Here is a 20057-nt window from a genome sequence, read left to right as displayed (position 1 = left end):
GCATGCTATTCCGCGAGATCGTGATTGCAGGGTGTGGTAACCCGCTCTTCGCAGACGACGGATTTGGACCTGCTGTAGTGGAGGAACTTCAGAAACTGCAACTGCCCGACAATGTCAAGGTGGTCGATGCGGGGCTTGGCGCCCCGCACTTCCTCTTTACCCTGATGGAAGACGGGGAAGTTCCGGTTAAGAGGCTGATCATCGTGGACATCGCCGACTTCGGCGGAAATCCCGGTGACCTCGCAAAAATACGGCCGGAAGACCTGCCGCCGGGCTCCTACCGGGATGCCCATTCGTGGGACCTCTCCGAGCCGTTGCAGCGACTGAAGGACGTGATCGAGATCACGATCATCGGATGCCAGCCGAAGCGTGTTAGCCATGAGTATGAGTTAGGGCTCACTGATGAGGTTGAAAGGGCCATTCCCAGAACGGTACAGATTGTACTCGAAGAGATTGGGGTAAATTATGGGGCTGCTATCAACCATCAAGAAGATCATCATGGGGGAACCCCGCGACGAACCGGAGCAGAAGGAGCCGGTGAAACCGGATCCGGTGCCGACGGGAAAGACGCCGGAGGAAAAGCCTGCAGCGAGCCTGCCGCAGACGAAACCCGCAGTGAAGCCCTCTGATGTGAGTGTCGAACAAAAGGTGGATATTGAACTTAAGGAGGAAAAGCCTGTGGCTGATAAGATAACCATCGGTGAATTACACCTGAGCGGATGTACGGGATGTCTCGTGACGTTGGCAGACAACTACGAGGGTCTCTTCAAGCTGCTCGATGACTATGCGGAACTGGTCTATGCCCTGACGCTGGTCGATGTGCGCCACGTCCCTGAGATGGACGTGTGCCTTGTCGAGGGATCGTGCTGTCTGAACGACGAGATCTCGGTAGAGGAACTCAAAGAGGCAAGAGCCAAGTCGGCGGTCCTGGTCGCCTACGGTGCCTGTGCGGCATACGGCAACATCACCCGGTTCTGCCGCGGTGGCCAGTGGAACCAGCCCGGCCAGGAAGCCTTCGTCCCCATCAGCGAAGTGGTGGACGTCGACCTGTACCTGCCGTCCTGTCCCCCGTGCCCCCAGGCGATCAGGAACATCGCCGTCATGGCCTACCTGCTCCTGAAAGGCAACGACGAGCAGAAGCAGCTCGCAACCGCATACTTAAAGCCGCTGATGCAGCTCGCACAGCGCGGCAACGAGGCCTGCGGATGCGACCTGATGTACGACGTCATCAACCAGGGTCTCTGCATGGGATGCGGTACCTGCGCCGGCACCTGCCCCGTTCGTGCGATCACGATGGAGTACGGCAAGCCGAACGTGAACCGCGACCTCTGCATCAAGTGCGGCGCCTGCTACTCGCAGTGCCCCCGGAGCTGGTTCAACTTCGACGTCATGAACAACTATGAGGGTATCATCGATGCCATCAATGGAGCTATGAAGTGAGGTGACCAAAATGGACGTACTTGGCAACTACAAGTCTGTCATATCCGCACGGTCGGCAGACAAGGACATCCAGAAGAAGGCCCAGGACGGAGGTATTGTTACCACGCTCTTTGCCTATGCACTCGAAGAAGGCATCATCGACGGTGCCATCGTTGCAGGCCCGAGCGACGAGCCCTGGAAGCCCAAGCCCATGGTCGTAACCACGAAGGAAGAACTCCTGGCGGCAGCCGGAACCCGGTATACCATCAGCCCGAACCTGCAGCTGATCAAGGAGGCAACCCGCAGCTACGGTCTTGACCGTGTTGGTATCGTCGGGACGCCCTGCCAGGTGCAGGCGACCCGGAAGTGCCAGCTCTACCCGATCGGCATGCGTGACGTCGACGACAAGATCGCCCTCGTCCTCGGTATCTACTGTATGGAGAATCTCTCCTACCAGGCACTCGAGGCGATCGTCGAGGATCACTGCAACCAGAAGATGGAATCTGTCAAGAAGATGGACATCGGCAAGGGCAAGTTCACGGTCTACACCGAGCGCGGTGCAGTCAGCCAGATGCCCTTAAAGTACATCCACAAGTATGTGCAGCCCGGGTGTCACGTCTGCCTCGACTATGTTGCAAATCTCGCCGACATCTCGACCGGTTCCGTCGGAAGCCCCGACGGATGGAGCACCGTCTTCGTCCGCTCGAACAAGGGTAACGCTGTCTGGGACGGCGCAATGGCCGCTGGCCTCTTTGAGACCAAGGACATGGCAGATGTCAAGCCCGGTCTTGACCTCGTGAAGAAGCTCGCAACCGAGAAGATCACGAAGAACCAGAAGCACGTCGACGAGCGCAAATCGTTCGGTCTGAAGTCGGACGGAACGCCGAAGGCTCTCCGCAACCCGTACGAGACTCCCTAAAACCACTCTTTTTTTAAGCGCCTCTGCTGTAAACCGCTATTCTCCGGAGCTACCGGCGTGGCGGGGTCCGGGCTGATCCGCGAGCCCCTGCTCCGAACGTCGGATGGCCGTGCGTGACCTCCGCTTCCCCGGACGATACTTCCATAGCAAGGTGTTGTTGGTATGTGCCGGCCGGCGGCAAAAAAAAGATGTGCTAGTGAACGGTTGCAACAAGGCCGATTGTATCGAAATACTCCCCGTTTTCAGCCTCAATCATGCTAATGTCATCCTGTGCGTGAGGATTACTGGATTGCAGCCAGTCGTTCCATGCATCGCTGTGACGGGTGTGTGAGAAATAGTGTTCAATGGTTATATCGGGCGACAGCTTCCAGAGCGCTCTCCACCATTCGGAGGAGTGGAAGCTCATATGCTCCTCCCAGAAAGGTTGCAGCACGGCAGGGATGCCTTCAGTAAGGTCCTTCTGTAAACCGGGGACTGAAACCGCTATGATGCCGTTTTGCTTCATGAATGGAACGATATGCGTATCAAGGTAATCCTGCTCAACGCCAAAGATGATAGCAGCGGGAAAAAAGATGCGATCGGATGGATACGGTGCGATCCACCCTTCACGCCGGACGAGAGCCTCTGCTCTCAACATATTTCTTCGGTTAATACATCCGGGGTGAAAATATGCTTCTACTTTAGTCTCTGAACAGTACGTTGTAGGTAACCGACTTTGCACCGAAGAAGGTCTTGCAGAACTCTGCGGTCATCGCTGGGCCGTATTCTCTGCAGCTGAAGATATCGAGGTATGCCCCATTCGTCTCGTTCGCGAAGTGTGCCGTGATGCACGAGGTCTCGATCAGCTGGGTCATGGAGTAGCCGGCAACCCTCTCGTTCGGGCCGAAGTGGATGATCTGCGGTTCGCCGAAGCGCTTCATGTTGATCAGATCACAGAGTTCGACGACGAACCGGTGAATCGTCTCGGCGTCTCTGATTGCTGCGGGGTCGCACTCCTTGAGGTCGACGCTCATGTAGAGCCCCCAGGCCTGGCGCTGCTTGTACTCCGCGATGATCTCCTGGTCGCTTACCATCGATGCCACGGCGTTGTTTGCCATGGGGCTGTTTGCAACAACATTGGTTGTCATGTTTGTTCACCTGTGGAAAAATCCATCCGATCGAAATGATCTAAGTAGTTGTCGACGGTTCAGGTTTTAAATTTTTTTATCGTGCTAATGAGAATACGCTGTTTGTTTTGGAATACCTCGACGTATCCCGTGTGCCTTGGAAAATAAAATGCGAATTTTTGCCCTAATTGGAAAAAAATGACTTTCCGCGTTTTATTTCCAGTCTGGTGTGTAAATTTTCTGTCGCAGTAACACGTAATGTGCGTTTGCCCTTCAGGTGCCGTTTTGTCTCTCACATGCCCCCACCGGTCTGTTTCAGGTGATCGAGGGCACCTGCATTCGATACTACCTGGCCGGGTTCCCGGTCGGCTCACCGGGCATCAGGGCAGTGTAATTGCTTATTTCAGCGGATTGCGTCTCGAGGTTGCCCTGCGGCGGTACCTCCCGGGATGCGCCCGGTGACTACGGGGGTGCTCCGGACGCCCGCCCGAGCGCCCGTTCTCCCCCCGACCGGGACAGCGGGGCAAACCCTCATATCGGATGGAGGGCGCATCGGCGCGAGGGTGCCGCAGCTGGTGGGGGGCGGCGGGTATCCTCTCACCTGCCGCCTGCCGCCGGATCAGAAGGCGGTTGCCGTTCCCTTCGGGACAGCCCCGGGGTTCTGCTCCATGGGCTGGTTCATGCAAGTCATCTGCGCCCTCCGGAATAGCTGCTATGAGGGATTTGGCGGCGAAGGGTGCATCGCCTGCCGCATACGCTTCTCTCTGAGGTCTGCCTGTCTGTGCCGGGGATAGATAGTATAGGCCGGTGCTACCGGAGTCCCGGTGGGGTACGGTGCTCTCTCCGGATGTGCCGGTGGAGTTCGGCATGAGTCCTGAAGATCCTGCCGCAGAAGGGGCAGATATACTCTCCCATCTCCGGCGGGATCTCTCCGGTCCGGCGCTGATCCGGTGAATCCGGATCCTGCCTCATGCCTGCCTGCCCGCCGCAATCTCTTCGAGCGTCCGGCCGGTCAGGACGGATCGCGGTTCGGTGGTAACGGGGCTACGGTGGGGGTTCGCCTCGGCATCGTTCTTCTTGACGATCAGCCAGGCTTCATCCCTGCCGGTCTTAAAGCGGGTGAGAGCGTATCCGCCGCGTAGCTTCTCGCCCTCGAGCCAGATGGAGAGATGGCCGTTCTCAAGCGCTTCACGGACGGAGATGGGGGTTTTGTTCCGTTCGGTCTCGTTCCGGTAGGTGCCCGTATCCCATACGAGCACCGTGCCCGCCCCATACTCGCCCGCCGGAATGACCCCCTCGAACTCGGCATACTCGAGCGGGTGGTCTTCGGTCGGCACGGCAAGACGCTTCTCTGCAGGGTCGGTGGAGAACCCCTTTGGAACCGCCCAGGATTTGAGCACCCCGTCTGCTTCCAGCCTGAAATCGTAGTGGAGGTTTCGGGCATCGTGTTTCTGGATGACGAAGATGGGGCGCCGCCCGGTCTTCTCCGGTTCTGGAAGCGGCTCCGGCGTCCGGTCGAAGTTACGCCGCTCCCGATACTCTTTCAGTGCATCATCCGCTGTCATGCTGCATCGCTCCCGGGTCAGTGCAGGGGTGGTCACTCCTCTACATAAGGGTTATCTACGGCCTGCAGGTTCCGCCCCATGGTCGGAACGATCCGCACGTTCATCTTCTCCGAGCCGATGATGAGGATCCCCTCTCCCGGCTGGAAGTTTAAGAGGTCTTTTTCGCTCACCTCGAAGAACTTCGCGTTCTCCTGTGCCTGTTTCTTATTCTCTGCCCGCATGCAGAATTTCACGGCGATGTTGGCCAGGATCTCCTCATTGAAGTGGGCGATCAGCTGGGAGGCGAGGATCAGGGAGACGCCGAACTTCCGCATCTCGGTGGCGTACTTGTTTAAGACCGCCTTTACGGTCGCCTTCGAGCCGCTTTTCTGGCTGACCAGGAGTTTTGCCTCGTCGACGATGACGAAGAGGCGGAACTTCTCCGTTTCGCTCTCGGTTCCCCGTGGGATCTCCCCCATCGCCTGCAGGGTGTAGTAGATCCGGCGGAGGAAGAGGTCGGCGAAGAGGGCGCGGAGGCTCTCGGGGAGGGCGCTTAAGTTGATGTGGGTTACCCCGCCGGAGAGGATGGTCGGGATGGCAATCTTCTCCTCGCCCGAGAAGAGTTTGTAGTCGAAGATATCCTCGAGGTATGCGGGGATCGCTTCGTCCTCGCACTCCATGATCTCCGCCTCGATGTCGTCGAAGTCGAGCGTCCGCGACCAGGTCGCGGTATCTCCGGTGATCCCGCCCATCCGGTAGCAGTCCTTGATGATGGTCTTGATCTTGCGGCGCTGCTGGATGCCGAGCGTCGGGAAGTTGATGGAGATGGCGTCGACAAAGTCTGACGTCGCACGCAGCGGGCTGATCTCGTCGATCTCGGCGTCGAGCTCGAGGGGGTTGAAGTAGTACGATCCGCCCTCGCGGATCTTATACGAGCGGAGCGGCCCTGTGGTCGAGGCCATATCGCCGTGGAAGTCGATCAACACGACCGGCAGGTTTCTGGCGCTGAGTTCTCCGGCGATACACCGGATCGTCTCGGTCTTGCCCGCTCCCGACCCTCCGAGGATGATCATATGCCCGTTGTTCAGCTTCCCCGGAGACCAGAAGACCTGCTCCCCTTCCCCTGTATAGCCGAGAAAGACGTCCAGATCCTCTCCCGGCGCCGGAACCGGGAGCGGCTCCTCCCGGGGTGCGGCCTCCTCCTCCTCTTTCTTCCGGGATCTCTTTGCCCTCTTCTGCGGTGTCTCCTTCGGGACGGGAGCAGGTGCCGGGACGGGGGACTCTTCTTCCGCCGCTTCAGCATCGCCATCCTCTTTTGTCTCCGCCGGTGCTTCTTCGCTCCTGACGGCATCCTCCAGTGCAGGGAGCGGAAGGCTCTCCGGAAGATCGTCATCAGGTGTTATCCCGCTCTCGATGGCAGCCTCTGGCAGGGGGTATGCTATGGCATCATCCTTCTCCGGGATTACTCGCTCCTCCGGTGCCGGGAGGGGCGGGTGCGGATCGAACCGCGGTTCGCGGGCAGGAGCGGCGATCGGCGCCGGTCTCTCGAGATCGAGCACCCTCGCGACCTCCCGCATGAGCGCCCGGCCGAGGTCTGCAATGCGGCTGTCGTAGACTGAGCGATCCCTGATGAGGCACCTGACCGGGCCTGCTTCGTCGTTTAACGGGGCGTGTTCGAGGATGCAGACGGCGTCCCCGAGGATCTCGAGAGTGCGGAGAAGCTCCCTCCGGTGGGTGGACGAGGCCTTCACCCGGTCGGCCTCCTCCCCCGTTGCCAGGTAGCGGAGGACTGTATACCGTGAGTACAGATCGTCGAGGAGCGCCTCGTACCGGTCGCGGGTATCGGGATCGATGCGTTCGAGCACCCCTTTCAGGATATAGGGGAACTCGGGCGGGAACGTATACGCCGTTCCTTCGGTCCGGCACCCGTCGAGGTCGTAGGCGTACGCGAGTGCCGCACACCCCGCCTCCTTCAGCCTGGCGGCGAACCCCTCACACTCCCGGAAGAGCGACGGGTTGTTATTTAAGAGGAAGTTGATGAACGTCCGTTCATTCTTCGGGAGCGATGCGGGAAACGTCTTGTTGACGTACGAGCCCTTTACCGTCCCGGCGAGCAGCACCGGAACGATGGTGTGGGTGCACTCGGCCAGTTCCCCGATATCGATCCCGGTGAGCCTGCTGCTCATCAGCGGCGCGGCTATCCGCTCTCCTGCGGGAGTCGTCCTGATGACCGTCATCCCGTAAAATTTCCCTTCTTTGACGAGATCGAGCTGTTTGAGGGTGAAGAGCGGGCCGGATGTATAGGCGAAGCAGCTCTGTTCGACTACGCCCTGCCCTCTGCCGTTCCGGTAGCAGCTGTTCTCTGCGATGTAGACATAGAGGAGTGTCTCGATGATGTCGCGGGTCTCCGAAACCGGACACTCCCTGAGATACTCGGTTACGGAGGGGGGGAATGCTCCGGCGAGTGTCGGGAGATCGGTATCCGGAAAGTACATTGATTTCAAAGCTTCGGTAAGGTCTGCTGACACGGCTGTTCCACCAGTAGTTCTCTTCGGTTCAGTTATTCCGGCCGTTTACGCCGGTCGGTACATCTGTTCCGTGAACCGGCGGGCTGTGCGGATGCGGGTGTCCCGCCGGTTCGTTTCAATCCCATAGTTTCTTTTGAAACCAGATTAGAGTTACCTATTTGCCTGTTTGCCGGGCGAGAACGTATCCGGCGGGACGGGGGCGGCGTGAGCCCTCCCGGCCGGAGGGGATCGAAAAAAGATGTGGTTCTTCAGGCTCGAAGCTTCCGGATGGTATTTGCAACGAACTGCGCTTCTCCCGTGGGGACATACCTGGTAAGGTTCTCCTCGACCCGTGCCGCAAATCCTTCGACCGTCTCCGGCGTCAGATCCTCAAACCGCATATTTGCACGTTTTGCACTTGTTTTTGCAAAGTCTGTCGCGGCGGGGCCGAGTTTTCGTGCGAGTGCGTTGATGATCATCGTCTGGTACCTGCCATATGCCGTCATGCCTCTTCCTCCCCGTCGTCATCTGCCGGGCGTGCCGCATCCATGTAGTAGCGGAGGCTGATGATCATCCGCTGGAACGACTCGCCGAGTTCGTCTATCTCATCACCGGTTTTTATATCGACCCCGGTATTCTCCATATCTCCCATGCTGACCCTGTCGGCGATGTCGCGGAGGTTTCGGAGTGGATTCGTGATGGTACGTGCGAATGCATAGGAGACGATGCCGATGATCGCCATTGTCAGGACTGTAATGATGAGAATGGTGTTCTGGGTCGATGTGGCACCGGTCTTCATAGCGATCGTCTCCTCCACGCCGGTGAGATGCTCGCGAATGGTCGCTTCGGTATTCCTCGCGGGCTCTGAAAACTCGTCGATGTAGACGGTGGCACCGATACGGAGGAACACATTATCCACCGTCGGCGTCATAACGACCACGTAGTAGCCGTACGTGTCGCGGACGGCACCGTCCGGGTCGGTCCAGGGGTAGTAGCCGGAAAGGTCGATATACCCCCACCCGCTCTCGAGAAGCTTGTAGAACTTCGGATTGTCGGTTCTCATATTGTGGTAGTCGGTGCCGACTATTGCCGGGTCTTTGTGGAAGAGGCCGATCAGCGTATCCGCGTCCATCCCGGTGGTGTATCCCGTCTCTCCGACCGGCTGGACGACGATGTCCTGGAATTCGGGATCGCTCTGGAGATCATCGATCGTCATCCCGGGGTGTGCGGCAAGGTAGATCTCAACCTGGCGTGCGACATCCTGCGCTTTCGTCTTGACAAGTTCCTCGCCGAGAGCGTTCAGTGCAGAGGTGCTTTCCGCAATTGAGAGTTCTCCGATACTCCTTGCCTCACCCGCAATGCTGCTTGAGAGCTGCCGTGAATCGTCAAGAGCGACGTACCCGAGGATGCCCAGCGGAACGATGGAGACGGCGAGCATCACAATCAGAAGTTTTGTCAGTATGGGTAGTTTCATGCTACGGTCATTCCTTGCCTGTTGGTAGTCGGCCGGATGCCGAAACCTCCTATGCGGGAAAGCATCCGGTCAGGCCCGTGGGTGGTGCCTGTTTCGGCAGAACCGTCCGGAGAATAGTCAGGTGGTGAGGCTATATCTTTTATGCCATTATTCTATATCTGGTAGATATTCTCTATTGATCACAATACCCTCCGCCGCGGGCTGCCCGCTTCGCCCGGGCGCCAGGCAGCAGTCCTGCAACGGCCGCTTCCGGCCGCCACTGGTACCGACTGCTTTTGGTATGACCTATGGCAACGTGAAACGCAGTCCCCCGGCCGGGTGGCCCTGAATCGACAGTGCTCCCATTGATTCCCTGGAATACCTCGTGTTCACCCCGATATGTTTATTTTTATATTGGTATAATTATATTAATGATGAATTACAGATGGTAGCAAGGTAGATCCGCGATGCACGAGAGGTACCGTATACTCATCATGGCCGTCCTGCTGGCCGTTTCGGTATTCCTGACATACTACTTCCACGCCATACTGACGCTGGGCACGGTCTTCTCGCATTTCTTCTATATTCCCATTATTCTCAGCGCCCTGTGGTGGGAGAAGAAGAGTGTCCTCGTCGCCCTGTCCCTTGCGGGGCTTGTCGTGGTGAGCAGCCTCCTCTTCAGGCCGGAAGACCTGACGCTTAACGATTACTTCCGGGCACTGATGTTCATCGTCATCGCATTCGTCGTTGCCACCTTAAGCGACCAGCTCAAGGGGCAGCAGCGGATAATCCAGCGTGAGAAGGATCGTATCCAGACGATCCTCGATACCGCAGGTGTTCTTCTCGTCATCATCAATACCGACCAGACGATCGGCCTCGTCAACAGGCGCGGATCCGAACTGCTCGGATATCCCGAAGCCGAACTTATCGGAAAGAACTGGTTTGATACCGTCGTTCCGGAACGGCACCGGGAAGAAGCCAGGCAGGCGTTCACCCGGATTATGGCGGGGGATGCGGCGGCATTCGATCAGAAGGAGATGCCGATCGTCTCCCGGGAGGGAGCGGAGTATACCGTCCTGTGGCAGGACAGCGCTCTTCGTGACGAGACGGGTGCGATAACCGGTTTCCTCTGCTCGGGGAAGGATATCACCGACCGGATACGGGTGGAGGAGGCGCTGCGCGTGGCAAATGAGGACGCGAACCTCTACCTCGACATCATGGTGCACGATATTAACAACGCCAACGCCGTCGCCCTCGGGTACACCGACTTGCTCGTCGAGATCCTGAACGACGGAGAGCGTGAAATGGTCAGAAAGCTCCGTACCGGGATACAGCGGAGCATCGAGATCATCCAGAATGTTTCCACCATCCGTCGTCTCCGGTCGCAGGATTACACCCTGCAGACGGTTGACCTCGACGAGATCATCAGAGCTGAGATCAGTCATCACCCGGACGCGGATATCGTCTACGATGGAACTCCGGTTCTGGTCGCTGCGGACGATCTCCTTCCGGAGGTCTTCACAAATCTCATTGGAAACAGCCTCAAGTTCGGTGCCCCGGACGTACGGGTCTCCGTGAAGGTCGCCGAGAACGCCGAGGACGTCGAGGTCACGGTGGAGGATACCGGCCCCGGCGTCCCTGATGCTATGAAGTCACGCATATTCTGCCGGTTTGCACGAGGAAAGGCGAAGAAGAGCGGGAAAGGCCTCGGCCTCTTCATCGCAAGGATGCTTGTCGAGCGGTACGGCGGCACAATCCGGGCGGACGACCGGGTGACCGGCAGGCCGGAGGCAGGAGCGGCGTTCCGGTTCACCCTGCGTAAAGTGGGGCAACCGGCAGCCCGGCTCACCGCGGGCCGGCCGATCACTTCCAGATGTTGACCGGTTCGATCGTGGCGTCGATGATGAGGTCGAAGTCGAACGATTCGAGCCACCCCATCTTCTCGAACATCTTCATGAAGCAGACGCCGACCAGGGCGGACGACTGGTGCGCCCCGACGGTCGTGAGCACCTGATCGCGGGAGACGGGGACGTTCGGCATCGATAGCCCCCCCATCAGGACGGTCACGGCCGGATTGACGGTTGCCGGCTCTGCACTCACCTGCATCCCCACCTCGGTCACCATCCGGAGCTTCCGGGCGCCGAGTTCGTCTACGTAGGGCACGAAGACCTGGGAGAGCGGCAGGTCGCGGATGGCGAATGCGAGCAGTTCGACGAACGGCGTGCAGGTGCCGGGGCAGCCGTAGTAGACGATCTGGGCTCCTTCGGCAAGCCCCATTTCCGTGATGAATGCCTTGAACGGCCGCAGGATCCCGGGCACGCTCGAGAGCTGTTCGGATAATTCCATACGGTCAGGTGGGGTTGCTATCCTATAAATCTCTGGATCCGGGCACCTGAATCGGGATGCCCCGCCTGCAGAGAAGGGTTCTCCGGCCGGGCCGCCGGGAGGCGCGGGGTTTACAGGTCTATAAGATCCCGCACTCGGAGAGGTGGTAGAGTCTCCTGACCCGATCGGCGGTCTCTTCCGAGACATGCACCGTTATCTCCCGGAGCACCAGATCGACGTCCTCTTCGGGCATGCACGAGAGGCTCTCGCGTCCTTTCAGGATCTGCTCGGTGAGGTAACGCCAGTCATCCTCTGATAGGCGACCGATCCGCCCCGCAAAATCCGCCTCATCTTCCGCGATGTGGTTTGAGACCGGCGGGAGTATCGAGTGAAATTCGTGCCCCGACTCGGGGCAGAGAACTCCCTCGTACTCGGGGGCGAGTTTTCTGAGTATCGCTACGTCTCTCTCGTCAAGGGTGCGTGTCATAGGATCCCTTCCGCGGCGGAGTGCCGTATCTCATCATGCTCGCCGGGGCTATTTTACCGTTGCCGTGTGCTGCCTGCAGGAAAGATGGGATGCGTTGGAGTTACGACTCGCTGAGGAGCTTGCCGGATTTTGCAATATTCTCACGTTCGAGCTCGTTGATCAGGACGGTGACCCAGCCCGGATCGACCCCGAGGGTATTGACGATCGTGTTTGTGATCTCTTCAACGAGCTGTCGCTTCTGTTCGAGCGACCGGCCCTTCGACATCTGTATGGTTACGACAGGCATGATTTTCTCTTTCTCACATTGATCGGACGGTTATTTATACTCTGTTTTCCGACACCCGCTCGCGGGGCGCTTCTTCCCGGAGCACCATGCCGACGATCTCCCTGGCTGCCCGGGCGAAGACTTCCCGTTCCGGGAGCTGCCGGAGGCTCTCCGTTGACCGCATCACCTCGACGTCAAGGATCGCCGCCAATGCCTGCTTGACCTTTCCTGCCGACCAGAGGCGCTGCAGTTTCGAGGGCTCGGAATGTCTCTGTCTGATGTCCTGCAGAAGTTCGGTGCAGCGTTCATCGCCGCAGATACGGCGCAGGAGCGGAATCTCCGATCCGAACCCGCTCTGCTTTCCGCCCGATACGATCAGGGAGAGATCGGCGATATCATCGGCTATCTGCATCGCCTTCCCGACCCTGAGGCCGTAGCGGGCAAATGCATTCGTCATGCTATGGTTCTGCCCCGCAGCCATGCATCCCCAGGCCGCGGTGAGCGAGAAGAGATGGCCGGTCTTCCTGGTGATGACGCTATCGTAGAGTGCCGGTGCGGGAAGATGCTGGGAGGAAGCGAGTTCCGCCATCACCCCCGATGCCATACTCCGCTGGGTCGATGCGAGCATGGTGACGTACTCTGCGCCGTACGGCGCGGCGAGTGCATAGGGGAGGGAGAGGACGCCGATGGTATCCAGCATCGCCTGCTTCTGCCCCCGTGTGAGGTGAAGGGTGCCGACCCCCCGGCGGAATGTATCCTCGTCCAGCATGTCGTCGAGGATGAGGCTCGATGCATGGGCAAGTTCCACCGCACAGGCAAGGTCGAGCGCCTGATGCCATCTTCCGTTGCCGTTGGCGAGCGTTTCATGAGTGCAGAGGAGGAGTCCTCCCCGCATCCGCTTGCCTTTCAGGAGCAGGCGGACTACGTCGTCGTCAAGGGTACCGTCTTCTGTTGCCACTCCTTCGATACGCCGGTCGATAGCGGGCCTGACTCCGGCGAGAAACTCGGCAAACGGAATTCCGTCACCCATGGGGTCGCACCCCCGCGCAGATGGTCAGGAGGGTGACCGAGCAGAAGATACTCGCGTAGCGTTGCAAAGGCCGGATACGGCCGCATTTCGCCTCGAATGGCGCCTCGGTGCCCCGGAGATATGTCCGGCACACGGCGTCGACCCGGCCTCTGAAGGCAGCGATGAGGATCAGGGCAGCGCTTAATGCTTTCAGCTCCGCCTCCGCCGCCGTTCCCGCTACGGGCGGTTTGACCCGCCCGGTCTCGGGGCTCTTTGCCGCTGCATCGAAGTCGCGGTCTATCAGATCATTGAGAGGATGTGCTGCGTACTGCAGGAGAATGGTGCAGATCACGGGCAGAATGAGGGGTGACCTGGCTACACCGATACACACCGCCTGCCAGATTGCGATGCCGAGCTCCATGAGGGATCCGCCGATGCTCCATCCTGTCAGCGGTTCGACCTGTGCAGGGTGAAAATGTCTGCGATAGTCCATAGCGCTTGGATCCCCCTCCATTGACGGTAAGATAGTCTCCTGGGTGACTGGTAGTGTAGGAATACCGCATAAATTAATAATGTGTGGGTGGCACGAGTACGCCTTCTCCTTCTCTGTGTTCCACCTGGCAGTTATGGGTGTAGTTTGCCGGTATCTTCCGGCGGTCGAAACGTATTTACCTCTTATCCGGGGTTATCGGTTTACCCCGGGTCAGGTTGGCGTAGTGGAAGGTTCCTGTGAGCGAGAGGAGAACGTGGGAAGAATGAATCTTCAAGGGCTGGTACGTGCGTTCTTCTTCAGAACTCCGCTCTGTATATGCGGGTGCTGGGGTGTGATGCGTACCATGCATTCATTGCCGAGGGCAGCGGAAGGACGGGAACTGTCGATAAAACTGCCGGCAACCGGGGGGTAATCTCGAACAGATCACGAGGAGGTTTTTGAAACGTGGCGGAGCAGTACGTAAATCTGTTGCGGCCGGGCGATCGGTTCAGGGACTGGTTGGTCGAGGTGCTCGGTGACAGGATACGTAATCCGGAGTGCACAGTACGGGTGTACAGGATCAGCCCGGCATCTCATACGGTGTGCAGGTATGCGTTCTCAGGTGAGGGTTTCAGCGTTGTCGGTAAGTTTTTCGGTGAGCCGACAGGCGTGATGAGGCGGTATGACAGAGAAAAAGCGATGAAAAACGAATATCGGCGCCTCAAGAGGGCTTCAAAGGTGATCCCTGTCCCCCGGCCGATCACGTACCGAAGTGATTTTCACAATGTCGTCGTGACCGACTACATCGAGGGTGTAGCGCTCCGGAAGTTTCTCCGGCGGGAGCATCAGCTCTTTGATCGCCTCACATCGGTTGCAGCGCTGCTCCGGAGACTCCATGACGGTATGTGTGGTTCGTGCAATATTCAGCGTGAATTCGGACAATTTCACAACGTAATCGCCCAGAATCGGCTGGATCGCGATCAACGGGAGCAGTTCAATCACCTTCTTGGAAGGTGGTGGGATGCCGAGCTCCTTCACGGTTTCCGGGGTTCTATGATTCACGGGGATGCAACCCCGGCCAATTACCTCTTTTCCGACGGAAAAGTCTATGCAATCGATTTTGAAAGTGGATGGAGGAATGCGCATCCGATCCATGATCCGGGTGTTCTCTGTGCTGAGATGAAGCATTTCTTTGCGTCTCGATTCGGCAACAGTGAACTGAGCGAGCCCTATATCGGTCATTTCCTCTGGCACTATAGCAAAGGAGAGGATGATTTTCATCGGGTAACCGACATACTGCCGTTTTTTATGGCTTTTGGGTATATGCGGATCGCGCGGCTCCGATGGGCACCTTCTCACAGGGAACATCTCATAAGGGAGGCAAAGGCATGCTTGAAGTCCCGTTTGACTTGAAAAAGGTAAAAGGCGTCCTTTTTGACTGCTATGATACCCTCATCGACATCAAAACCGATGAGGGAAGTACTCGTACCTACGAGGTGCTGAGTAACTGGCTCATCTATCAGGGTGTTCGGATAACGCCGGATCGATTGCGCGATACCTACAAGCAACGTGTGCGGGAGCAGATGGAGGCATCGTGGGAGCGATACCCTGATGTCCGGGTGGAGGAGGCCTTTGCAAGTATCTGTGCGGAGCATGCCATCTGGAAGATCGACGAGAAGCAGCTGGGCGTCCAGCTTGCCCGTTCGTTCCGGGCAGCTTCACTCCGGCGACTGCATGCCCATATCAAGAGCCATCGGCTGCTCGATACTTTTCAGGATCTTCCCCGGGGAGTCGTTTCGAACGGTCAGCGGGTTTTTTCGGAGCTCGAAATGAGAGCGCTCGGTTTTTATGACCGGTTCGATTTTGTGATCTTTTCTTCCGATGTGGGATGTAAGAAACCGAATCCGCGTATCTTCATAATGGCGCTCGACCGGATGAACCTCGCTCCCGAAGACGCGCTCTTCATCGGGGACAGCTATGAGAACGATGTCGTCGCGCCGATGAAGATCGGGATGCAGGCGTTGTTTATTGACGAAGCATGGAGATATTTCGGTCTGTGAAAAATGGGTGAACCATAATCGGGGAGGGGTGAAGCGTATGGAAAGGTAGGTGCAGGAAAGGATCTGCTGCGGCAAGGGTGGCGCTCTCATCTCGTATTCTGATCTCCTCGTCGATGCGGGTTTCACTCCACCCCGGTCCCCATAGATAGGGTTGGGCGCGTTTGGTATATTCTTTTCTATATCTCATCAGTCAAACTATATGCCTTTGGCGAAATGTATATATTGTCTCGGGTCAGAGGAGTTTCTAAGCCCGGAGGTGAATCTGATCGAGAGACAAAACCTGGCTACAGACAACGCTTCGTGTATCGTCGCTCAAGACTCTGCGGGGAGAGGTGATGGCATTTCCCCGTGGTGATCTCCTGCCCGACCAGTGGATCGGCGTGGATCTGAACACGACCGGGCATATCGCCGTCGTCGCTCATCCGGCCTCCGGCAAAGTGATGAAGCTGGGAAAGAAGGCTCCGCACGTCGCCGCGAAGTGTCGAAGCCTCCTCGAGAGGTACCGGAAAGCCGGGAAGTACACGAAGGCCAGGCGGATAAAAGACCGCGAACGCAGTATTTTGAAGGATCTGAATCACCGGATCAGCAAAGAGATCGTGAACCTTGCCCGCATGCTCGAATGCGGCATCAAGTTTGAGAAGCTCTTCAGCACGAGGCAGATCCGGAAGCGAAAGAAGACCGCTTCCATAGAGTTTTCGCTCGATAACGGCTCGTTTTTCCAGTTCCAGAAGATGGTGGAGACCAAAGCACGAAAAGTGGGCGTGCAGGTCGCCTACGTCAACCCGGTATGTACGTCGAAGCACTGCAGCCGGTGCGGCGAGACAGGCACGAGGAGGCGAAAACGATTTGAGTGCCCGCACTGCGGGCACGCCGATCACGCCGATGTGAACGCGGCGTTCAATATCGCGTCTGCATCATGCAGCGTCGATCGCTTGCACGCAGACAGGGTTGCGTGCAACGGGAGCACCGATACCCCGGTGAGGATCCTGCGCGAACGCCGCAGAACTCCAGGCCTTCCTTCATCTGCTCTGGTGGGGGGCATGTCGGAATCCATTCATGCAGAAAATCTTCTCTTCCTGCTTGAGCGCCCGGCGGTGATGGCGTGCGGAGGAAGGTGACGGTCACCGATCCTTAATGAGGAGGCTGAGCTGAAAATATCACAGGATGAAAGATTCACACTGGCTGATCGCCGTTGCGGCCGGACTCATCGCCCTCTCCGTCGGCCTCTACGGCCTTCACTACCTTGTATTCCAGGATCTCCACCATATCGGGATCTATACGCTCGGCGATATCGCGTTCGTCCCTCTCGAGGTGCTGCTGGTGACGCTCGTCATTCACCAGATGCTCGATCTCCGTGACCGGCGCAAAAGACTTGAAAAACTGAATATGGTCATCGGGACGTTTTTCTCGGCGGTCGGGACGAAACTCCTGGTGTACCTCTCCGATAACGATCCGCACCTTCCCGAGATCCGCCAGAGCCTGGTTGTCTCGGACAACTGGACTGAGGAGACGTTCCGGAAGGTGGATCGGGAACTCCGCACCTATCCATACGATGTCGCGATCGACCGGATCGATCTCGCCGGGCTGAAGCAGTTCCTCATCTCCCGGGAAGATCTCATGCTCCGTATGCTCGAGAACCCGACGCTGCTCGAGCACGAGTCGTTCACCGAACTCCTCCGCGCCGTCTTTCACCTCACTGAGGAGCTCGAGCGCCGTCCCGGATTTGAGTCGCTGCCGGATACCGACCTTGCGCACCTCAGCGGCGATATCGACCGGATCTACCGGCTCCTCGTTCTCCAGTGGCTCGACTACATGGAGTACCTGCAGAAGAACTATCCCTACCTCTTCTCGCTTGCCATGCGGACGAATCCGTTCGATGAGACGGCGTCGGCGATTGTGGGGTGACTTCCCTCCCCCTCTATCAGACTTGCAGGAGAATATCGCGGATTGCTGCGGTCTTCTCGGGGAACTGCTTTGCAAGCCTGCTCTCCTTTAAGTTCTCCTTCACGATCCACCGTATGTCGGTGTTGTCGAGCTCCGCGAGCTGGCGGAGATACTCGAATCCCTCTTCCGGCCGGGCGCTGACGACGACGCTCAGCGTATACCCGAGGCCCTTCCGGAGCACGGCGAACTCCTCGGAGCACGGGTCTGCGGCGGTGTATACCCGGATCAGGATCTTCCGGTGGAGCTTTAACGCCGCCTCGGTGACTGCGGGATCTTTGAGGAGTTCCGGTTCGGCGACCCCTGCCGCCGCCGCCCGCATCGGGAGCCAGGCCCCGCTCTCGACCCAGGCCTCGAGCTCGGTAAGAGTCTTATCCCGGACCGCCGTGATCATATCGGCAAGCCCCATCGTCACCGCCTCCCGCTCCCGCCAGCGGGGGTCGACGGAGGCCTCGTGAAGCTCTCCTAGTGCGAGGTCGGCGAACGCTGGCGATATCGAGCCTATCGCCCCGATACCACGGATACCGCAGAACGAGAGGAACTCGTGCGGATCGCCCGCCGGTGCATCTTCGGGGGCGATGGATGCGAACTCCACGCAGAGGTTCCAGAGGATACGCCGATCGTCGGCATCGTGCACGGCGTACTCCCTGACGGTTTTTGCAAACGCGTCGGCGAGCTCCAGATTCGCCCGGGTCCCCGGGAGGTTGCTGCCCCCGACCAGGCAGGATACCAGGTCGTCTGCGCTTCCGCTCTCGAGAAAAGTGGAGAGGGAGCGGGATATATCCTGAAGATACTTCTGTCCGTTCATTGCCACCAGATCCTGCCTTCAGGTAAAGGGCCCGATACCAGTAATAGTCATCGCTCCTAGGCGATCAGCGAGGCGACGAAGGCCTGCATCGCAGCGTGAACGTTCTCCCCGCTCTGCGCGGATATACGGTGGATCGTCTCCCCGGAAAGTTCATCTCCGAGTTTCCCGTGCATCTCGCCCAGGAGGTCGCATTTGTTCAGCATAACGGCGATAGGGGTCTGCTTCTCCTTCAGCCACGTATACACGGCGAGCGTCGTCGTGTCGAGTCCCACCGTCGCATCAACCACGATGACTGCTCCGTCCATGCCGCGCGAGAGGATCTCCCGGACGAACTCAAATCGCTCCTGTCCCGGTGTCCCGAAGACGTAGACCCTCTGGTCGAGCAGCGTGAGCCTGCCGAAATCGAACGCCACCGTCGTCGTCCCCCCCTCGGTTCTGGCTTCGATATGGCGAGCCGTGGAATCGAGTGCATGCACGAATGTCGACTTGCCAGCGTTGAATCCGCCGAAGACCACGATCTTGAGCCTGCCCGGTGCCATTAGCGAGGTATCGACGCCTATATTTTTTATTGTTTCGTTATTTGCGCTGGAATATCAGGATAATTCACGATTCTGGCGTCTTGAGAAAATTTCACCCTCCTGCAGCGCCCGGAAGGAGGTTTCATGACCCATCTCATGTTCCGGGAAAGAATGTTTCTCGCGGGGTCGTGGCTGCCGACCGGTGAACCCTTAACAGAGATATACCGGCACAGCCCAGTACGATCTGATGCCGCTTGATGAGGTGGACGAGGTTATCGATCGTCTCGAAGCCCTCCTTGAAGGGACGACGATCGCGGAGCAGTCTGCCCGGCTCCAGGTCGCCGTTCTCGAGGAGCGTAACCCTCCTCTGAGTAAAACCTACGAGATGACGGTGGATATGGAGCACGATGCCGCCGTCCGGAGCGAACTTGGGAGTCTCGGCTTTGAGTACTACCCCTTCGGCGAGGATGCAATGTCCTCGCTCTGGATATCCGAGGAGTACGGGCTGATGGTTTTTCTCGAGTTCGACGCGAACGACGGGCGATTCTACACCTTCCGCCTGGTCTCCTTCGATGTCATCTCCGAAGCCGAGGAGATCAGCGAATGACCGCCCGGACACCACCGCAACTGCCTTGTAACGAGCGGTATATGGAATAGTCGGTGATTGATGATGGATAGGGAGAGTCCGGTGAGTCGAGTCTTCGCCGAGAAAGAGCGGCGGGAGAAGGAGAACCTTGAGATCCTGATCCGGCAGCTCTCGGACGAGAGCGTTCCCTACCGCCTGCGTGCGGCCGAGGCGCTCGGCAGGTGCAGAGACCCCTCCGGTGTCGAGCCGCTGATACAGGCACTCAGCGACCCCTCGGATGAGGTCCGGTGGGTTGTTGCCCAGGCACTTGGGAAACTGCAGGATCCGCGGGCGGTCGAACCGCTGATTCCTCTTCTGACCGACCCCGAACGGTGGGTGCGGCGCGGTGCGGCATGGGCACTCGGCGAGATCGGCGATCCGCGGGCGGTCGGGCCGATCATACCGCTGCTTATCGAACGGAAGAAAGACGTCCGGATGGCGGCGGCGGAGGCGCTCGGGAAGATCGGTGATCCGCGTGCCCGAGAGGCGCTCACGGCGGCGCTCGAGGACGACGAGCCTGAGGTTCGCTACGCCGCCCGGGCAGCGCTCCGGAAGATCGCCGGTGAGTCGGAGTGCCCCGGGACGGAGGCGTGAAGCGG

23 protein-coding genes are annotated in these 20057 nt (G+C 58.5%); 10 read left to right on the top strand and 13 right to left on the bottom strand.

Going from position 1 to position 20057, the window contains the following annotated elements; genetic code table 11:
- Positions 1–2: 2 nt before the first annotated feature.
- The 3 genes from frhD to frhB are packed head-to-tail and all read left to right on the top strand — an operon-like array spanning position 3 to position 2338.
- On the top strand, positions 3–629 hold the full coding sequence (gene frhD / locus ABH15_RS00685) for a coenzyme F420-reducing hydrogenase, FrhD protein (protein ID WP_128692451.1): 627 nt from the start codon (positions 3–5) through the stop codon (positions 627–629).
- A gap of 49 nt (positions 630–678) precedes the next feature.
- Complete coding sequence (gene frhG / locus ABH15_RS00680; RefSeq protein ID WP_174719405.1) at positions 679–1440, top strand: coenzyme F420 hydrogenase subunit gamma; 762 nt, start codon at positions 679–681, stop codon at positions 1438–1440.
- Positions 1441–1450: 10 nt separating this feature from the next.
- Positions 1451–2338 (top strand): coenzyme F420 hydrogenase subunit beta, encoded by an 888-nt coding sequence (gene frhB / locus ABH15_RS00675; protein ID WP_128692450.1) that lies wholly within the window; start codon positions 1451–1453, stop codon positions 2336–2338.
- 193 nt (positions 2339–2531) lie between these two features.
- Here the strand turns inward: frhB and ABH15_RS00670 are convergent, their stop codons facing one another.
- The 6 genes from ABH15_RS00670 to ABH15_RS00645 all read right to left on the bottom strand — a co-directional run bounded on the left by ABH15_RS00670 (position 2532) and on the right by ABH15_RS00645 (position 8969).
- Complete coding sequence (locus ABH15_RS00670; RefSeq protein ID WP_128692449.1) at positions 2532–2975, bottom strand: hypothetical protein; 444 nt, start codon at positions 2973–2975, stop codon at positions 2532–2534.
- Positions 2976–3018: 43 nt separating this feature from the next.
- Entirely contained in the window at positions 3019–3465 is a 447-nt protein-coding gene (locus tag ABH15_RS00665; RefSeq protein ID WP_128692448.1) for an S-adenosylmethionine decarboxylase family protein, read from the bottom strand.
- Positions 3466–4412: 947 nt separating this feature from the next.
- A complete protein-coding gene (locus tag ABH15_RS00660; RefSeq protein WP_128692447.1) occupies positions 4413–5009 on the bottom strand; it encodes a DNA polymerase ligase N-terminal domain-containing protein in 597 nt (198 codons plus the stop codon).
- A gap of 32 nt (positions 5010–5041) precedes the next feature.
- Positions 5042–7483, bottom strand: coding sequence for an ATP-binding protein (locus ABH15_RS00655; protein WP_241647958.1), 2442 nt, complete (start codon positions 7481–7483; stop codon positions 5042–5044).
- Positions 7484–7764: 281 nt separating this feature from the next.
- Positions 7765–8001: a hypothetical protein gene (locus ABH15_RS00650; RefSeq protein ID WP_128692445.1), complete on the bottom strand. Its 237-nt coding sequence runs from the start codon at positions 7999–8001 to the stop codon at positions 7765–7767.
- Positions 7998–8969, bottom strand: coding sequence for a HAMP domain-containing protein (locus tag ABH15_RS00645; RefSeq protein WP_128692444.1), 972 nt, complete (start codon positions 8967–8969; stop codon positions 7998–8000). The genes ABH15_RS00650 and ABH15_RS00645 overlap by 4 nt, the downstream gene beginning before the upstream one ends.
- Before the next feature lie 446 nt (positions 8970–9415).
- Between ABH15_RS00645 and ABH15_RS00640 the strand changes: the two genes are divergently transcribed.
- Complete coding sequence (locus tag ABH15_RS00640; protein ID WP_128692443.1) at positions 9416–10828, top strand: sensor histidine kinase; 1413 nt, start codon at positions 9416–9418, stop codon at positions 10826–10828.
- Here ABH15_RS00640 and ABH15_RS00635 read toward each other — a convergent pair.
- The 5 genes from ABH15_RS00635 to ABH15_RS00615 form a co-directional block, all read right to left on the bottom strand.
- Positions 10812–11294: a DUF2124 family protein gene (locus ABH15_RS00635; protein ID WP_128692442.1), complete on the bottom strand. Its 483-nt coding sequence runs from the start codon at positions 11292–11294 to the stop codon at positions 10812–10814. The two genes, ABH15_RS00640 and ABH15_RS00635, sit on opposite strands and share 17 nt — an antisense overlap.
- A gap of 118 nt (positions 11295–11412) precedes the next feature.
- A complete protein-coding gene (locus tag ABH15_RS00630) occupies positions 11413–11760 on the bottom strand; it encodes a hypothetical protein (RefSeq protein ID WP_128692441.1) in 348 nt (115 codons plus the stop codon).
- Between the two features lie 100 nt (positions 11761–11860).
- Positions 11861–12046 (bottom strand): 2-hydroxymuconate tautomerase, encoded by a 186-nt coding sequence (locus tag ABH15_RS00625; RefSeq protein ID WP_128692440.1) that lies wholly within the window; start codon positions 12044–12046, stop codon positions 11861–11863.
- A 34-nt stretch (positions 12047–12080) separates the two neighbouring features.
- On the bottom strand, positions 12081–13055 hold the full coding sequence (locus tag ABH15_RS00620; RefSeq protein ID WP_128692439.1) for a polyprenyl synthetase family protein: 975 nt from the start codon (positions 13053–13055) through the stop codon (positions 12081–12083).
- Positions 13048–13527: a hypothetical protein gene (locus ABH15_RS00615; protein ID WP_128692438.1), complete on the bottom strand. Its 480-nt coding sequence runs from the start codon at positions 13525–13527 to the stop codon at positions 13048–13050. Before ABH15_RS00615 ends, ABH15_RS00620 begins: the two co-directional genes overlap by 8 nt.
- A gap of 651 nt (positions 13528–14178) precedes the next feature.
- Between ABH15_RS00615 and ABH15_RS00610 the strand changes: the two genes are divergently transcribed.
- The 4 genes from ABH15_RS00610 to ABH15_RS00595 all read left to right on the top strand — a co-directional run bounded on the left by ABH15_RS00610 (position 14179) and on the right by ABH15_RS00595 (position 17471).
- Positions 14179–14919: a phosphotransferase gene (locus ABH15_RS00610; RefSeq protein WP_338323519.1), complete on the top strand. Its 741-nt coding sequence runs from the start codon at positions 14179–14181 to the stop codon at positions 14917–14919.
- On the top strand, positions 14895–15566 hold the full coding sequence (locus tag ABH15_RS00605) for an HAD family hydrolase (RefSeq protein ID WP_128692436.1): 672 nt from the start codon (positions 14895–14897) through the stop codon (positions 15564–15566). Before ABH15_RS00610 ends, ABH15_RS00605 begins: the two co-directional genes overlap by 25 nt.
- Positions 15567–15901: 335 nt before the next feature.
- On the top strand, positions 15902–16684 hold the full coding sequence (locus ABH15_RS00600) for an RNA-guided endonuclease TnpB family protein (protein ID WP_128692435.1): 783 nt from the start codon (positions 15902–15904) through the stop codon (positions 16682–16684).
- Positions 16685–16730: 46 nt separating this feature from the next.
- The gene (locus tag ABH15_RS00595; protein WP_128692434.1) at positions 16731–17471 is read left to right on the top strand and encodes a hypothetical protein; all 741 of its coding nucleotides are present in this window, start codon (positions 16731–16733) and stop codon (positions 17469–17471) included.
- 16 nt (positions 17472–17487) lie between these two features.
- Here ABH15_RS00595 and ABH15_RS00590 read toward each other — a convergent pair whose 3' ends face one another.
- A complete protein-coding gene (locus tag ABH15_RS00590; protein WP_128692433.1) occupies positions 17488–18315 on the bottom strand; it encodes a hypothetical protein in 828 nt (275 codons plus the stop codon).
- 56 nt (positions 18316–18371) lie between these two features.
- Positions 18372–18854 carry a GTP-binding protein gene (locus tag ABH15_RS00585; protein ID WP_128692432.1) on the bottom strand — a complete coding sequence of 161 codons (483 nt, stop codon included), beginning with the start codon at positions 18852–18854 and terminating at the stop codon, positions 18372–18374.
- A 226-nt stretch (positions 18855–19080) separates the two neighbouring features.
- Between ABH15_RS00585 and ABH15_RS00580 the strand changes: the two genes are divergently transcribed.
- A complete protein-coding gene (locus ABH15_RS00580; protein WP_128692431.1) occupies positions 19081–19440 on the top strand; it encodes a hypothetical protein in 360 nt (119 codons plus the stop codon).
- 81 nt (positions 19441–19521) lie between these two features.
- The gene (locus ABH15_RS00575; RefSeq protein ID WP_241647957.1) at positions 19522–20052 is read left to right on the top strand and encodes a HEAT repeat domain-containing protein; all 531 of its coding nucleotides are present in this window, start codon (positions 19522–19524) and stop codon (positions 20050–20052) included.
- Positions 20053–20057 lie beyond the last annotated feature (5 nt).

The organism is Methanoculleus taiwanensis (genome assembly GCF_004102725.1).
Lineage (GTDB): Archaea > Halobacteriota > Methanomicrobia > Methanomicrobiales > Methanoculleaceae > Methanoculleus_A > Methanoculleus_A taiwanensis.
This window is presented reverse-complemented; position numbering and strand designations above follow the sequence as displayed.

Excerpts from the sequence above, each read along its gene's own strand:
- ABH15_RS00620 (WP_128692439.1), bottom strand. The coding sequence starts at position 13,055 with ATGGGTGACGGAATTCCGTTTGCCGAGTTTCTCGCCGGAGTCAGGCCC.
- ABH15_RS00655 (WP_241647958.1), bottom strand. The coding sequence starts at position 7,483 with ATGTACTTTCCGGATACCGATCTCCCGACACTCGCCGGAGCATTCCCC.
- ABH15_RS00590 (WP_128692433.1), bottom strand. The coding sequence starts at position 18,315 with ATGAACGGACAGAAGTATCTTCAGGATATATCCCGCTCCCTCTCCACT.
- frhD (WP_128692451.1), top strand. The coding sequence starts at position 3 with ATGCTATTCCGCGAGATCGTGATTGCAGGGTGTGGTAACCCGCTCTTC.
- ABH15_RS00580 (WP_128692431.1), top strand. The coding sequence starts at position 19,081 with ATGCCGCTTGATGAGGTGGACGAGGTTATCGATCGTCTCGAAGCCCTC.
- ABH15_RS00605 (WP_128692436.1), top strand. The coding sequence starts at position 14,895 with ATGCTTGAAGTCCCGTTTGACTTGAAAAAGGTAAAAGGCGTCCTTTTT.
- ABH15_RS00585 (WP_128692432.1), bottom strand. The coding sequence starts at position 18,854 with ATGGCACCGGGCAGGCTCAAGATCGTGGTCTTCGGCGGATTCAACGCT.
- ABH15_RS00600 (WP_128692435.1), top strand. The coding sequence starts at position 15,902 with ATGGCATTTCCCCGTGGTGATCTCCTGCCCGACCAGTGGATCGGCGTG.
- ABH15_RS00610 (WP_338323519.1), top strand. The coding sequence starts at position 14,179 with ATGAGGCGGTATGACAGAGAAAAAGCGATGAAAAACGAATATCGGCGC.
- ABH15_RS00660 (WP_128692447.1), bottom strand. The coding sequence starts at position 5,009 with ATGACAGCGGATGATGCACTGAAAGAGTATCGGGAGCGGCGTAACTTC.
- ABH15_RS00650 (WP_128692445.1), bottom strand. The coding sequence starts at position 8,001 with ATGACGGCATATGGCAGGTACCAGACGATGATCATCAACGCACTCGCA.
- ABH15_RS00630 (WP_128692441.1), bottom strand. The coding sequence starts at position 11,760 with ATGACACGCACCCTTGACGAGAGAGACGTAGCGATACTCAGAAAACTC.
- ABH15_RS00595 (WP_128692434.1), top strand. The coding sequence starts at position 16,731 with ATGAAAGATTCACACTGGCTGATCGCCGTTGCGGCCGGACTCATCGCC.
- ABH15_RS00615 (WP_128692438.1), bottom strand. The coding sequence starts at position 13,527 with ATGGACTATCGCAGACATTTTCACCCTGCACAGGTCGAACCGCTGACA.
- ABH15_RS00665 (WP_128692448.1), bottom strand. The coding sequence starts at position 3,465 with ATGACAACCAATGTTGTTGCAAACAGCCCCATGGCAAACAACGCCGTG.
- ABH15_RS00670 (WP_128692449.1), bottom strand. The coding sequence starts at position 2,975 with ATGTTGAGAGCAGAGGCTCTCGTCCGGCGTGAAGGGTGGATCGCACCG.
- ABH15_RS00625 (WP_128692440.1), bottom strand. The coding sequence starts at position 12,046 with ATGCCTGTCGTAACCATACAGATGTCGAAGGGCCGGTCGCTCGAACAG.
- ABH15_RS00635 (WP_128692442.1), bottom strand. The coding sequence starts at position 11,294 with ATGGAATTATCCGAACAGCTCTCGAGCGTGCCCGGGATCCTGCGGCCG.
- ABH15_RS00640 (WP_128692443.1), top strand. The coding sequence starts at position 9,416 with ATGCACGAGAGGTACCGTATACTCATCATGGCCGTCCTGCTGGCCGTT.
- frhB (WP_128692450.1), top strand. The coding sequence starts at position 1,451 with ATGGACGTACTTGGCAACTACAAGTCTGTCATATCCGCACGGTCGGCA.
- ABH15_RS00645 (WP_128692444.1), bottom strand. The coding sequence starts at position 8,969 with ATGAAACTACCCATACTGACAAAACTTCTGATTGTGATGCTCGCCGTC.